This window comes from Halomonas sp. G11 (genome assembly GCF_001663515.1).
Taxonomy (GTDB): Bacteria; Pseudomonadota; Gammaproteobacteria; order Pseudomonadales; family Halomonadaceae; genus Vreelandella.
Map to the genome: position 1 here is coordinate 1 of NZ_LYXG01000023.1, position 12,828 is coordinate 12,828.

Here is a 12,828-nt window from a genome sequence, read left to right on the forward strand (position 1 = left end):
GGGTGGTATCAGCCAGGCGCTGGTGACGACCGTTCTTGGCCTGATTACCGCCGTACCGCTGCTGTTTGCGCAGACGGCGCTGTCAAGCCGCAGTCGCCACCTCACTCATGTTATTGAAGGGCAGGCAAGTGCCGCGCTGGCCGACCACCTGGAAGCCCAGCAGCCTTCCCAAGACGCGTCGGTGAGCTGATATGTTGACCGTTCCCCTTTGGCTTGAGCCCGTCGAGCGGCTGATGAATGCGGGCGGCGTGGTGCTGGTCGTGCTGGCCGTGGTGGCGTTGCTGGTATTTGGCATGGCCATTGAACGCTTCTGGTTCTATCGCATGACCTGGCGGCGAGCACGCCGCCAGCTTGTCAATCGCTGGGCCAGGCGAGATGACCATCACAGCTGGAGCGCGCGCACGCTGCGCAACGTCTGGACGGCGGACCTCGTGGTCCGTTTGCGCCGTCCGCTGCCCTGGCTAAAGCTGCTGGTGGCGTTATGCCCGCTGTTTGGCCTGCTGGGTACCGTGACCGGCATGATCGGCGTCTTCGACAGTCTGTCGCTGAGTGATACCCATCAGGCCCGGGCAATGGCCGATGGCGTGGCACGGGCAACGCTGCCGACGCTGACCGGCATGGCGATCGCCGTGGTCGGGCTTTTGTTTATCAGTCGTCTGGAACACATTATTCGACGCGAGGATCAGCGGTTGCACGACCGGATGGCGCGAGCAGTGGAGGAAAATGATGCGTAGACGACGTTCGATGGGAAGCGCTGACGACAATACCGAGGTGAACCTCACGCCGATGCTGGACGTGGTGTTCATCATGCTGATTTTCTTTATCGTGACCACCAGCTTTATCAAGGAAAGCGGGATTGAGATCAACCGCCCGGAGTCGAGTGACGCCAGTCCCAGGCCCGATGCCCAGGTATTGGTCGCGCTCTCGCCCGAAGGGGCGGTATGGGTGGATGGCCGCGCGATCGACGCCCACCGGGTGGGCGAAGAAGTCGCCGGCATGCTCAGCGAGGATGGCTCGGTGGTCATCCAGGCGGATCGCGAGTCGACCACCGGGCTGCTGATTGAAGTGATGGACCGTCTTGACCAGGCCGGCGTGGATCAGGTGGCGGTGGCGGCCAGCCGGAGCGGCCAATGATACGCCAGGCATTATCCATGGTGAGTGGTGGGATATTGGCGATTGGGCTGTTTTGGCTGTTGGCGCTGCTGGTCGCGCCGCCGGACGACCCGGTGGAACCACCAGAGCAGACGGTCTCGATGAACATGGTGGAAGCCCCCGAAGTAGCCCCGCAAGAAGAGGCACCACCCCCGCAGGCTGAACAGGCACCCACGCCTCCGCCACAGCCGATGCCGACACCCGAGCCGCCCCCGGTGGCCGACAGCACCATTGCCTTGCCGGAGATTGACCTGCCCGAGCCGCCCGAAGAGCCGGTGGAAATGGAAAGTGAGTTGCCGGAATTGACCGAGGCGACGCCCGAGCCGGAACCCGAGCCGCAGCCAGAACCGGAGCCGACGCCTGAACCAACGCCGCAGCCCGACCCTGTTACGCAGCCAAGTGAAGCCGAGCCTTCCGACGCCGAACGCGAGGCAGCGCCAGAAGCGCCGCAGGAAGTGTCGGATGAACCGGTCAATGTCGGTCAGGCCGCTCCGACCAGTCGGGTCAATCCGACGTACCCTGCTCGCGCCCAGCGTCGCGGCATGGAGGGCTTTGTTGAGGTATCGTTTACCATACGTCGTGACGGCAGCGTTGATGGTTCTTCGATTCGCATTACGGATGCCCAGCCACGTCGGGTATTTGACGATGCGGCCCGCGACGCGATTGCGCAGTGGCAGTTCGAGCCTAGTGATCGGTTGCGCAATGCGACCCAGCGGATCGAGTTTCAACTGCGTTAACGACTTTATTGAGGTATGACCATGCGTGTATGGGGGTGCATCTGTTTAATTGGTTTGTGGGCATCGCTTGCCCACGCCAGCCCGGCGCTTCCCGGCGATATCATTGACGACCTGAACCGCTTGCAGACGCAATTACGCGACGCGCAATACGCAAGCGTGGTCACCCAGGCCACCCAGCAAGCCACCCGTCTGCAAGCGGGGAATGCGGCTGACCGCTGGGCCAGCGCGCTGTATCAGCAGCTGGCCGCTAACGCCCTGGCGCGCCAGGGCCAGCCGGGTGATGCCGCAAATCGCTTGGCGCAAGCGCGCGAACTGGCCGAAGGTGAGCAAGCCCAGGCGGCCCGCTGGCTGCGCGAAGAAGCATCGTTGCGCCGCACGGCGGGGCAGACGACGCAGGCCAGCAACTTGCTTGCCGAGTGGCTCGAGTCCCAGGGCACCGCAGCCCCTGCCGCTGACACCTGGAAGCTGACCCGCTGGCTCGTCGACGATCAACGTTGGCAGGAAGCGGCGGATTGGCTTGAACGTAGCCTGAGCCAAACCGCTGAGCCTGATGCTACCCAGCGCAGATTGGCGCTGGTGATCTACCAGCGCACCCAGCAAACCGATCAGGCGCTTGACGTCTTGCTGGGCGGGCTTGATGAAAGCAGTGATGCGACTCACTGGCGCCAAGCCGCCGGTCTTGCTCAGCGGGCCGGTCAGCCGGGTATCGCCGCGGCGTTGTGGGACACCGCCTGGCGACTGGGAAGGTTGGATGAGGACGAGGACCGCTGGCAATTGATAAACCTGCACATGGCGGGGGGGACGCCCGCCAGAGCCGCCGAGTATCTTGAACGATGGCTTGAAGCGGGCGACATCGTGCGGGATGAAACCACGCTGCGCCTGTTGGCGAACGCCTGGCATCAGGCCCGCGACAAGAGTCGGGCCCTTGATGCCTGGCGGGCATTAGCGACCCTCAGCAAAGAAGGCAGCGACTGGCGACAATATGGACAGCTCGCTTTTGCCTGGGGGCAGGATGAGCGTGCCGAGAAGGCGCTGTCCCGTGCCCAGTCGCTGGGCGATGACCAGGCGGCTGAATGGCTGGCGACGCTCGAGCAGTCACCGCGCCATTCACTATAAAGCAGACCGCGTGGGTTATTCCGCCGACGTCAGGCTGAGCGAGAAGTCGCTCCAGGTGGGGGCGTGATCAGAGGGCCGCTGCATACCGCGCAGTACATAGTCGATTCCCGCGGCGCTGATACGCTCGGCCAGCGGTTGGGTAACCAGAATATAGTCGATGCGCAGCCCGCGTTTGGGTTCGCGGTCAAAGCCTTTTGAGCGATAATCGAACCAGCTGAACCACTCGGCATCGGTGGGGTGGCAAAGCCGGTAGCTGTCGCTCAATCCCCATGCCTTGATACCTTCCAGCCATTCACGTTCGATGGGCTGGAAGCTGGTTTTGCCTTCGCGCAGCCAGCGTTTGCGGTTGGCTTCGCCGATGCCGATATCCTGGTCCTCGGGTGAAATGTTAAAGTCCCCCATTACCGCAACGCGCTCGTCGGGTTGGTGCTGCTCGTCAAGCAGGCGCGCCAGCTGCTGGTAAAAGCGGGTCTTGTACGGGAACTTGGTGGGGTGGTTGATATTTTCCCCCTGGGGGAAATAGCCGTTCCACACGGTGACGGGCTGACCATCGTCGGCGAGGAGTTTGACGCCGATCATGCGGCGCTGGGCGTCTTCGTCATCGTCGGGGAAGCCGTAAAATACCGCCTCAGGCTTGTGACGGCACAGCAGCGCAACGCCGTAGTGGCCTTTCTGGCCGTAGTAGTAAACGTGATAGCCCATGGCCTCTACATCGGCGAGGGGGAACTCGCTATCCTGCACCTTGGTTTCTTGAAGGCCGATCACATCAGGCTTTTGCGACTCGATCAATGCCTGCAGTTGATGAAGTCGCGCGCGAATGCCGTTGATATTGAAAGAAACAAGGCGCATCACGAACGATCTCCCGGCGGGTTATCCGTATCCTTGTCGGGGTGAATGGCGATATCCTGCCCGCTCTGTTGGCGCGCCAGCTTGCGCACGGCCTGAAGTTTGCGTTGCTGCTGTTTTTTTGCCACAAAACGGCGTGATGATGTCACCTGATCAGGGTTATCATGACGCCACTTTTTATAATCTTTACGCCGACCGGTTTTGATGGTTACTTTATCCGCCAGCGAACGGGTCTTTTTCTTACGCGTCATATCGCGCTCCTTGGTTCGTTAATGGGCCTATTCTAGCAGTCTAGTCACCTCCTTCGACAGCAGGGCGCGCTCTTATCGCCAAGCCCTGTTACAATGCGCGCGTCAAGATGCCTAATATCCACAGCAATGGACAGATAGATAGCCTATGAGCGAGTCGGAACAGACCACAGCATCGGCCCAGAACCGTAAGCCTAAACGTCGTCGTCGGAAGCCGCGTCGTCGTCAGTCGAATTGGGATCTTCGCCAGTTTCAGGTGCCTGCCGTGGCCGGCAAATGGCGCTTTCATGACTTCGATCTGCCGCTGCCGTTAATGCGCGCGATTCATGCTCAAGGGTTTGAGTACTGCACGCCCATTCAGGCCGAGGCACTGCGTCATACGCTGCTGGGCGGCGATATTGTCGGCAAGGCACAGACCGGTACCGGAAAAACCGCTGCCTTCCTGATCTCGGCGCTGGCTTATTTTCTCGAAGAGCCAACCCCGGATGGGCAGAAGCCCGGCGCGCCGCGTGCGCTGATTATCGCGCCCACCCGTGAGCTGGCACTGCAGATCGAGAAGGATGCCAAGGCCCTTGCCCGCTTTACCAAGCTGAACGTGGCAAGCGTCGTGGGCGGGATGGATTATCAAAAGCAGCGCGATAGCCTGGGTAAAAAGATCGACCTGCTTGTCGCCACACCCGGCCGTCTGCTCGATTTTCACGAGAAGCGCGATATCGACCTTTCCGAGGTGGAAGTGCTGGTGCTGGATGAGGCCGATCGCATGCTATCGATGGGCTTTATTCCCGATGTGAAGCGAATCATCCGCTACACGCCCAAGAAAGAAGAGCGCCAGACCTTTCTGTTCTCGGCCACCTTCACCGACGATATTCTCAACCTGGCCAGCCAATGGACGCTGAACCCGGCCCACGTCGAGATCGAAGTGACCGTCGAGAATCAGGCCGATATCGACCAGCGGGTCTACATGGTCTCTGACGATGACAAGCAGCGTTTGTTGGTCAAGCTCTTGGAGCAGGAAAGCTTCGAGCGGGTGATGGTGTTCGGCAATCGCCGTGACCTGGTACGCCAGCTCGACAGTCTGCTCAAGAAAGCCGGTATCAGTGCCGCCATGCTGTCGGGCGATGTGCCGCAGAACCAGCGTATCAAGACCCTGGAAAGCTTCCGCGAAGGCGAGATCCAGGTGCTGGTGGCCACCGATGTGGCAGGGCGTGGCATTCATATCGAAGACGTCAGTCACGTGATCAACTACACGCTGCCGGAAGACCCGGAAGATTACGTTCACCGTATCGGGCGGACCGGCCGGGCAGGCGCAAAAGGCGTCTCCATCAGCTTTGTCGGCGAAGAGGATGCTTTTTCTCTGCCTGAGATCGAGCGCTATATCAACGACAAGCTGCCCTGCGAACATCCGCCGGAAGGTATGCTTTAAGCCGCATGCTCGATACTGCCCTTAAAAGCGAGATTCAGGACGCCTACCGTCGCGTGGTGGAAAACCTCGGGTTGACCCCGCGCTACGGGCAGCGGCTGATGATCGCTGAAATCGCCCGCACGCTGGGGGGCATCGAGTGTGACGACGAGGGCAAGCGCACAAGCGACAACCACGTTTGTGTGCTGGAGGCGGGGACTGGTACGGGCAAAACCCTGGCCTACCTGGTAGCCGCGCTGCCCATCGCCAAGGCTCGCGGCAAGCGGTTGATCATTTCGACCGCCACCGTGGCGCTTCAGGAACAGGTGCTCAATCACGACCTGCCGTCCCTGGCGAATCACAGTGGTTTGGCGTTTCGCTATGCGTTGGCCAAGGGGCGTGGGCGCTATGTCTGCGTTGCGCGGCTGGACCAGGCGCTGGAAGGTGCGGAGCCAAATCCCACGCTTTCGCTGTTCGAGCAGTCACAGCAGTCGCAGAGCAGTGACCTTGGCGTGATTGCCAGCGATATGGCCGAGGCCTACGGGCAGGGTGAATGGGAGGGCGATCGGGATAACTGGCCCCATGCGATCGACGATGCCCACTGGCGTCGACTGACCGTCGATCACCGCCAGTGTACCGGACGCCGCTGCGGCCATTTTGGTGCCTGTGCGTTTTTCCGCTCCCGCCGGGAACTGGAAAACGCCGATGTCATCGTGGCCAACCACGATCTGGTGCTGGCGGATCTGGCGCTGGGCGGCGGTGCCATCCTGCCGGACCCCGCCGACTGTATCTTCGTATTCGATGAAGGCCATCACCTGCCCGACAAGGCGCTGTCGCATTTTGCCCACCGCTTTGCCATCAATGGTTGCCTGCGCTGGTTGAAAACCCTCAAGAGCAGCTTGACGGACTTGAACCAGGGGCTGGCTGTCCAGCCAACCATCGCCCGATTGCTTGCCGGTTTGCCCGAGCTTATTCATACCCTGGAACCCGCGTTGGGCGATGTGTTCAGTATGGGACATCAATTGGCGGGTCGCGCCAATGGCCTGGCCGATGAAGAAACCACCCATCAGTCGCGGTTTGAAAAGGGGCAGATTCCTGATGCGCTGCGCGAACAGGCCGAGCAGTTGTTAACCTTGTTTGCCACCTTGTCGCGCAGTCTTGAGAGCATCAGCGATGTGCTGCGTGAAAGCCTCGATCCAGACAAGCAGACCGGCTTGGACCGCGAGCAGGCGGAAACCTGGCTGCCGCTGGTGGCGCTGCTTCACGGACGGGCGCTGGATGCCCACTCACTGTGGCAAGCGTTCAGCGACCGTGACGCGGCCAATGCGCCGCCCAGCGCGCGCTGGATCACCCTGAGCCGGGTGGCTGGCGAGCCGGAAATCGAGTTTTCGGCAAGCCCGGTATCCGCCGCGCACACATTGGCCAAGCACCTTTGGGGGCGCTGCCATGGCGCCGTGGTCACCTCGGCAACACTGACGGCGCTGGGTCGCTTCGAGCGGCTTCAGGAGCGGGCAGGGCTTGCCAATCGCTACCGCTATCAGGCGCTGCCCAGCCCGTTTGATTACGCCAATGCCGTGCTGAGCGTGCCCAAGGAAGCGACGGACCCGAGTGACCGTGACGCCCACGAAAAGGCGATCGTCGACTTTGTGACCCAACTGGCGGATCGCGAAGCGGCGCTGGTGCTGTTTTCATCAAGGGCGCAGCTGCGCGGGGTCGAGAAGGCGCTGGGTGAGCCCGTCAGAGAGCGCGTGCTGGCTCAGGATGCATTGCCCAAGCGGGAGCTGATTGAGCGTCATCGCGCGGCGGTGGACAGCGGTAAGGGCAGTATTATTTTCGGACTGGCCAGTTTTGCCGAGGGCATCGATCTACCCGGTGATTACCTGACCCATGTGGTCATTACACGGTTACCCTTTGCGGTGCCGGATGATCCCGTGGGGGCGACGCTTGCCGAGTGGATCGAAAGCCAGGGCGGCAACCCGTTCATGCGCATCAGCGTGCCGGATGCATCGATCAAGCTGGTGCAGGCCTGCGGCCGACTGATCCGCAAGGAAAGCGATAAAGGCACGATCACGCTGTTGGATAAGCGCGTCATCACGCGACGCTACGGTCAGGCGCTACTGGATGCGCTGCCACCTTTCAGGCGTGAAATCGCCTCATGACATGACGCCCACCGCGTTCAACGCGGTGGGCGACAGGAAGGGTTACGACGGGCGGCGCTTGGCCAGAACCGGTGCCAGTTTGGCGTTCATCTGGGTAAAGGCATCGACGGTGGTTTGCCAATCGATGCAGGCATCGGTAATCGAAACGCCGTATTGCAGGTCTTTTAGATCGGCAGGGACTTTCTGATTGCCCCAGCCAATATTGGATTCCACCATCAGGCCGATGATGGACGTATTGCCATCCAATATCTGGTTGGTCACGTTTTCAAGGACCAGGGGCTGAAGTGCCGCGTCCTTGTTCGAGTTGGCGTGGGAGCAGTCGATCATGATATTGGCGGAAAGGTTGGCTTTTTTCAGCTCTTTCTCGGCCAGGGCCACGCTCACGCTATCGTAGTTGGGCTTGCCGTTGCCGCCGCGCAGTACCACGTGACCATAGCCGTTCCCGCGGGTACGGATGATGGCGACTTGTCCCGACTGGTTGATGCCCAGAAAGTTGTGCGGGCTGGCGACGGATTGCAGCGCATTGATCGCCACGTCCAGGCTGCCGTCGGTACCGTTCTTGAAGCCGACCGGTGAAGACAGGCCAGAGGCCATCTCGCGGTGGGTTTGCGACTCGGTGGTACGCGCGCCGATAGCGGACCAGCTGATGCAGTCCTGCAGATACTGGGGGGAGATCGGGTCCAGGGCTTCGGTGGCCAGCGGCAAGCCGATCTCGGCAAGGTCGACCAGCAGCTTGCGGGCGATATGCAGGCCTTCGTCGATTTCGAACGAGTCGTTGATGTGCGGGTCGTTGATCAGGCCTTTCCAGCCGACGGTGGTGCGGGGCTTTTCAAAATACACCCGCATCACGATATACAGGCTGTCGCTGACCTCATCCGCCAGTTTGCGCAGGCGCTTGGCATAATCGAGGGCGGCATCGACATCGTGAATCGAACAGGGGCCCACTACCATCAGCAAGCGCGGATCGCTGCCGTCCAGAATGCGCTGGATGGTATGACGACCCTCTATCACGGTGCGCTCGGCAGCATCGGTAAGCGGCACATCCTGCTTGAGGGTTTCCGGGGTGGTAAGTACGTCCTGGGCAAGGACGTTAAGGTTGTTGACCTGCTGATCTGACATTGTGCTACCTGTGCGTGCGTGATGATCGATTAATGGCGCCTACTATCGCTTGTCAGCGCAGTAAAAATCAATTGTTGCGGAACTTGGCGAGGTAAATTGAAGTCAGCCGCTGGGTTTTGTTCAAGGGGTAAACGCTTGATGCGCCGTGCAGAACGCGTAACACTTAGCTATCAAAAGGCGATCACGTTACAGTGCCAATTCATGTCATTCGAATGATTAACCAATGCCCAAGGAACGTTATGTTGCTTGCTGTCAACACCCAGTGTATCGGGTTTAAAGGAAGAGTTGCGCTCGGCGGTCACCGTCCGGGTGGGGGGAGCGTGTGAATGGGCACTCATGAAACAGATCAACAGCTCGTTGAACGTGCCCAAAAAGGCGATACACGCGCATTTGATCTGCTGGTAAAGAAATACCAGCATAAAATTATTGGCCTGATTGGGCGCTATGTCCATGACCATGCCGAAGTTCACGACGTTGCTCAAGAAGCCTTTATCAAGGCCTATCGGGCACTGGGAAAGTTTCGCTCGGAAAGCGCCTTTTACACCTGGATGTATCGCATCGCGATCAACACGGCCAAAAATCACCTGGTGTCCCGTGGGCGGCGCCCACCCGGTAGCGATCTGGATATATCCGACGCCGAAATCGTCGACCAAAGCGGCCGCCTGGCGGATGCCGAGTCTCCTGAAGCATCGATTGCCCGTGACCAGCTCGAAGCTGCGGTTTACGAGGCGATCGAAAAGCTGCCGGATGATTTGCGCACCGCGATTACGTTGCGTGAGCTCGACGGGCTGGCCTACGAAGATATCGCACAGGTGATGCAGTGCCCGGTAGGTACGGTGCGTTCGCGCATTTTTCGTGCTCGCGAAGCCGTTGACGAACATATTCGCCCACTGGTGTCCACGGCACGGAACAGCCGCGATGATTAATGGTCAATGTGGGTAGATTAAACGCTAATGGCGAAAAATGACTGATCACCGTGAACTGTTTGGTGCCATCATCGTCAAAGCCATTACATTCCCAATGGGAAGCGACAGTGAAGCAGCCGGTGAATCAGCGTAAAAGCAACCTATTACGATGGCATCAGCGCTTCTTCTCAACAGTGTGAGGGTGTGAAGTATGAGTCAAAACACACGGGAATCACTTTCGGCATTAATGGATGGCGAAAGTGATGAGCTTGAATTGCGCCGAGTGTTGAAGGCACTACCTAACGATGATGATGCCGCTGATACCTGGCGACGCTACCATCTGGCGCGTAGCATGATGCGGCGCGAACGGGACGTGGATATGAGCGTTGATCTTTCCGCTGGTGTCATGGCGCGCCTGCAGGATGAACCCGCACCCACGTTGAAAGACGACTCGACGGTCACCCGTAGTGCTGGAAGCGTTTCCTTCGCGCGTGGTGCTGGCGTGGCAGCGGCGGTTTCGCTGATGGTGATCACCGGCGTTCAGTTCTTCGGCAACAGTGGCGGTACCGTCGATCAGAGCGGTAACGAAGGGGTGGCATCCAGCTCTGCGCCTGCTTCTAATCAGGTCCAGCCGGTCAATCTTGCCACGACACCGGCGGTCTCCGGTGGTCAGGCGGCGGGCGCTGGGCAAAACGAGATGCCCATGTTCGAGCAGACTCCTTTCCGCATGAATGGGCAAGCCTCGGGTAGCGGCCTGATGAATGTCAGTGAAGGCGGCTTTGCCGGTCCTGGTTCTCAGCAAGGCGTGTCGGCCCAGCAGGGAACTAACATCGACATTGAGCAACTGCGCATGTTGCAGTCTTACCTTGAGCAGCAAACCCAAAGTGCAACGGGCCATCAAGCCGATCAAGGATCGACATTGATGCGGTCCGCCGGTGTGACAGAGCCCTTGGGTCAACGCTGATCAGCAAACCGAGTGGCGAACATGGAAAGTGATAAATGGACGTTGAAAAGAGCTTCTCTCTATTTCAACGTCCATTTTTTATGGATACGGTTCTGGCGAGCGCTCCTTGGGCGATGACTGTGTGGCGAGGTGTATGGAGAGTGCAGTGATGCCGATATCAGCGAGCAAGACGTTTATTGAGCGCCAGGCACGCGTGGTGGGCTACCACGACAAGGGAATTGTCGTCGAGGTGACGGCATCGTCCGGCTGCACTCAATGTGCGAAAGGCCAAGGCTGTGGGGCGGGGCTTCTCTCGCGTCCCCGCGCGTGGCAGTTGGAAATAGAGGTGCCCACATATCCCGAAGGAGATGCCGTGCCGCCACTGAACAGCGAGGTAACGGTAGCGATGCCAAAAGCCTCAATGACACAGTTGACGGGGTTGATCTATGGGTTGCCGCTTTTGATGGGGTTGGTGGTCGCCGCCATCGGGAGTGTGGTGAGTGATTCGACCTGGCTTGCCCCAGGGCTTTTTTTTGGTGTCTTGATGTGTGGCATGGTCGGCCTTAAATATGCGTTAGGTCAGCGAGCAGAGTTTTTCCGCCCGCAATTGATCGACGCACCGTGATGGATGGCTCGCTGCGAGCTGTATTAACTTGGCATGGTAGTGTTTTTAAGTAGGAGTTCTTGCATGAAGCGCTTAATGTTTTCCTCCACGTTGTGGGTCTGCTTTGTCTTATTGTTCGCTATGGGGCAAAGCGCCCATGCCCAGGATCTGCCTGACTTTACCGATCTCGTTGAAGACGCCGCGCCCGGTGTGGTCAATATTTCCACTAGCCGCACGGTGCAGCGCGGCGGGCCATCCATTGACAATTTTGGCGGGCAGGAGATACCCGAGATATTTCGCCACTTCTTTGGCGATGATTTCGGTGATCGTTTCCCGTTACCACCAGGTAGCGGTCGGGGGCGTACGGAAGAGCGCCAATCACTGGGCTCTGGCTTCATTATCAGTGAAGACGGCTACGTGATGACCAACGCCCACGTGGTGCAGGACGCCGATGAAATTCTGGTGCGTTTGAACGACCGCCGTGAACTGACCGCCGAGCTTATCGGCAGTGATCCGCAAACCGATGTGGCGCTTTTGAAGGTGGAGGCAAGTGATTTGCCCACGCTAGAACTCGGCGATTCCGACGAGCTTCGCGTCGGTGAGTGGGTGGCGGCGATAGGCTCGCCTTTCGGATTCGACCATTCGGTGACCGCCGGCATTATCAGCGCGATCAACCGCACGCTTCCGCGGGATGCCTACGTGCCGTTCATTCAAACCGATGTGGCGATCAACCCCGGTAATTCCGGTGGCCCGCTGTTCAATCTCGATGGCGAAGTTATTGGTATCAATTCGCAGATTTTCACGCGTAGCGGCGGGTTCATGGGCGTTTCCTTCGCCATCCCGATCAATGTCGCGATGGATGTGGCCGATCAGCTTCGCGAAGATGGGTACGTCAACCGTGGCTGGTTAGGGGTGATGATACAGCCCGTATCCCGTGACCTGGCCGAGTCATTCGGCATGGAAGAAGCCGAAGGCGCGCTAATCGCTGACCTTGACCCTGAAGGGCCGGCGGCAAAAGGCGGGCTTCAGGCAGGCGATGTGATCCTTGAAGTCAACGGCGAAACCGTGGACAGTTCGAGCAGTCTGCCGCGTCTGATCGGCCGTGTCGCGCCGGGCAATGAAGTGGACTTGCTGCTGATGCGCGATGGAGAAGAACGCAGCGAGTCGGTCGAGCTGGGTAGCTGGCCCAATGCTGAACAAGCGGCTGTACCATCGTCGTCCAGTGATAGTCAGGTACGCCTTGGGGTTTCGGTGGCCGAAATTGACCAGGAAACCCGTGAGCAACTTAACCTGCAAGGCGGCGTCGTCGTCCGCGAAGTAGCGCCCGATAGCGTGGCAGCTCGCGCCGGTCTACGCGCGGGTGATGTTCTGGTGAGCCTGGACCATCGCAGTTTGACGTCGCCTGAAGAGCTGCGTCGCATTGTGGAGGACCTGCCCACCGACCGAGCGATTCCGCTACGCCTCTATCGCGATGGACGCTCGCTCTTCGTGGCGCTGCGCTTTGAGTAACTGATTAACCTCTCTATAACGGCAGTCCGTTTTCACTTGGCGGGCTGTCGTTTTTTTTGCTCTTTTTTTTGCACATAGCACCGGGACCGTC

General features: G+C 59.5%; 14 protein-coding genes. 11 read left to right on the forward strand and 3 right to left on the reverse strand.

Going from position 1 to position 12,828, the window contains the following annotated elements; genetic code table 11:
* The 5 genes from ADS46_RS10920 to ADS46_RS10940 all read left to right on the forward strand — a co-directional run.
* Positions 1 to 190 (forward strand): MotA/TolQ/ExbB proton channel family protein (locus ADS46_RS10920; protein WP_199825223.1); only part of this gene is annotated, 190 nt, incomplete at its 5' end.
* A 1-nt stretch (position 191) separates the two neighbouring features.
* Positions 192 to 734: a MotA/TolQ/ExbB proton channel family protein gene (locus ADS46_RS10925; RefSeq protein ID WP_066319976.1), complete on the forward strand. Its 543-nt coding sequence runs from the start codon at positions 192 to 194 to the stop codon at positions 732 to 734.
* A complete protein-coding gene (locus tag ADS46_RS10930) occupies positions 727 to 1,134 on the forward strand; it encodes an ExbD/TolR family protein (RefSeq protein ID WP_066319978.1) in 408 nt (135 codons plus the stop codon). The genes ADS46_RS10925 and ADS46_RS10930 overlap by 8 nt, the downstream gene beginning before the upstream one ends.
* On the forward strand, positions 1,131 to 1,889 hold the full coding sequence (locus ADS46_RS10935; RefSeq protein ID WP_066319979.1) for an energy transducer TonB: 759 nt from the start codon (positions 1,131 to 1,133) through the stop codon (positions 1,887 to 1,889). The genes ADS46_RS10930 and ADS46_RS10935 overlap by 4 nt, the downstream gene beginning before the upstream one ends.
* A gap of 15 nt (positions 1,890 to 1,904) precedes the next feature.
* Positions 1,905 to 3,005, forward strand: a complete 1,101-nt coding sequence (locus ADS46_RS10940) for a hypothetical protein (RefSeq protein WP_324611682.1) — start codon at positions 1,905 to 1,907, stop codon at positions 3,003 to 3,005.
* A 15-nt stretch (positions 3,006 to 3,020) separates the two neighbouring features.
* On the opposite strand, the gene xthA is transcribed toward ADS46_RS10940, so the two are convergent.
* On the reverse strand, positions 3,021 to 3,854 hold the full coding sequence (xthA, locus tag ADS46_RS10945; RefSeq protein WP_066319989.1) for an exodeoxyribonuclease III: 834 nt from the start codon (positions 3,852 to 3,854) through the stop codon (positions 3,021 to 3,023).
* Positions 3,854 to 4,102 (reverse strand): hypothetical protein, encoded by a 249-nt coding sequence (locus ADS46_RS10950; protein ID WP_066319991.1) that lies wholly within the window; start codon positions 4,100 to 4,102, stop codon positions 3,854 to 3,856. Before ADS46_RS10950 ends, xthA begins: the two co-directional genes overlap by 1 nt.
* 145 nt (positions 4,103 to 4,247) lie before the next feature.
* Here ADS46_RS10950 and rhlB point away from each other — a divergent pair, with 145 nt between their 5' ends.
* Complete coding sequence (gene rhlB / locus ADS46_RS10955; protein ID WP_066319994.1) at positions 4,248 to 5,522, forward strand: ATP-dependent RNA helicase RhlB; 1,275 nt, start codon at positions 4,248 to 4,250, stop codon at positions 5,520 to 5,522.
* Positions 5,523 to 5,527: 5 nt separating this feature from the next.
* A complete protein-coding gene (gene dinG / locus ADS46_RS10960; RefSeq protein WP_066319997.1) occupies positions 5,528 to 7,657 on the forward strand; it encodes an ATP-dependent DNA helicase DinG in 2,130 nt (709 codons plus the stop codon).
* Positions 7,658 to 7,699: 42 nt separating this feature from the next.
* Here the strand turns inward: dinG and ADS46_RS10965 are convergent, their stop codons facing one another.
* The gene (locus ADS46_RS10965; RefSeq protein ID WP_066320000.1) at positions 7,700 to 8,776 is read right to left on the reverse strand and encodes a 3-deoxy-7-phosphoheptulonate synthase; all 1,077 of its coding nucleotides are present in this window, start codon (positions 8,774 to 8,776) and stop codon (positions 7,700 to 7,702) included.
* 326 nt (positions 8,777 to 9,102) lie between these two features.
* On the opposite strand from ADS46_RS10965, the gene rpoE reads away from it, so the two are divergent.
* The 4 genes from rpoE to ADS46_RS10985 all read left to right on the forward strand — a co-directional run bounded on the left by rpoE (position 9,103) and on the right by ADS46_RS10985 (position 12,737).
* Positions 9,103 to 9,702: an RNA polymerase sigma factor RpoE gene (rpoE, locus tag ADS46_RS10970; RefSeq protein ID WP_066320008.1), complete on the forward strand. Its 600-nt coding sequence runs from the start codon at positions 9,103 to 9,105 to the stop codon at positions 9,700 to 9,702.
* A gap of 190 nt (positions 9,703 to 9,892) precedes the next feature.
* The gene (locus ADS46_RS10975) at positions 9,893 to 10,645 is read left to right on the forward strand and encodes a sigma-E factor negative regulatory protein (protein ID WP_066320010.1); all 753 of its coding nucleotides are present in this window, start codon (positions 9,893 to 9,895) and stop codon (positions 10,643 to 10,645) included.
* 148 nt (positions 10,646 to 10,793) lie between these two features.
* Positions 10,794 to 11,249: a SoxR reducing system RseC family protein gene (locus tag ADS46_RS10980; RefSeq protein ID WP_066320012.1), complete on the forward strand. Its 456-nt coding sequence runs from the start codon at positions 10,794 to 10,796 to the stop codon at positions 11,247 to 11,249.
* A gap of 63 nt (positions 11,250 to 11,312) precedes the next feature.
* Entirely contained in the window at positions 11,313 to 12,737 is a 1,425-nt protein-coding gene (locus tag ADS46_RS10985) for a DegQ family serine endoprotease (protein WP_066320014.1), read from the forward strand.
* Positions 12,738 to 12,828 lie beyond the last annotated feature (91 nt).

Bases quoted from the DNA above. Each gene is read 5' to 3' on its own strand.
- ADS46_RS10975 (WP_066320010.1), top strand. From the start codon at position 9,893: ATGAGTCAAAACACACGGGAATCACTTTCGGCATTAATGGATGGCGAA.
- ADS46_RS10940 (WP_324611682.1), top strand. From the start codon at position 1,905: ATGACCATGCGTGTATGGGGGTGCATCTGTTTAATTGGTTTGTGGGCA.
- ADS46_RS10985 (WP_066320014.1), top strand. From the start codon at position 11,313: ATGAAGCGCTTAATGTTTTCCTCCACGTTGTGGGTCTGCTTTGTCTTA.
- rhlB (WP_066319994.1), top strand. From the start codon at position 4,248: ATGAGCGAGTCGGAACAGACCACAGCATCGGCCCAGAACCGTAAGCCT.
- ADS46_RS10925 (WP_066319976.1), top strand. From the start codon at position 192: ATGTTGACCGTTCCCCTTTGGCTTGAGCCCGTCGAGCGGCTGATGAAT.
- dinG (WP_066319997.1), top strand. From the start codon at position 5,528: ATGCTCGATACTGCCCTTAAAAGCGAGATTCAGGACGCCTACCGTCGC.
- ADS46_RS10935 (WP_066319979.1), top strand. From the start codon at position 1,131: ATGATACGCCAGGCATTATCCATGGTGAGTGGTGGGATATTGGCGATT.
- xthA (WP_066319989.1), bottom strand. From the start codon at position 3,854: ATGCGCCTTGTTTCTTTCAATATCAACGGCATTCGCGCGCGACTTCAT.
- ADS46_RS10950 (WP_066319991.1), bottom strand. From the start codon at position 4,102: ATGACGCGTAAGAAAAAGACCCGTTCGCTGGCGGATAAAGTAACCATC.
- ADS46_RS10965 (WP_066320000.1), bottom strand. From the start codon at position 8,776: ATGTCAGATCAGCAGGTCAACAACCTTAACGTCCTTGCCCAGGACGTA.
- rpoE (WP_066320008.1), top strand. From the start codon at position 9,103: ATGGGCACTCATGAAACAGATCAACAGCTCGTTGAACGTGCCCAAAAA.
- ADS46_RS10980 (WP_066320012.1), top strand. From the start codon at position 10,794: ATGCCGATATCAGCGAGCAAGACGTTTATTGAGCGCCAGGCACGCGTG.
- ADS46_RS10930 (WP_066319978.1), top strand. From the start codon at position 727: ATGCGTAGACGACGTTCGATGGGAAGCGCTGACGACAATACCGAGGTG.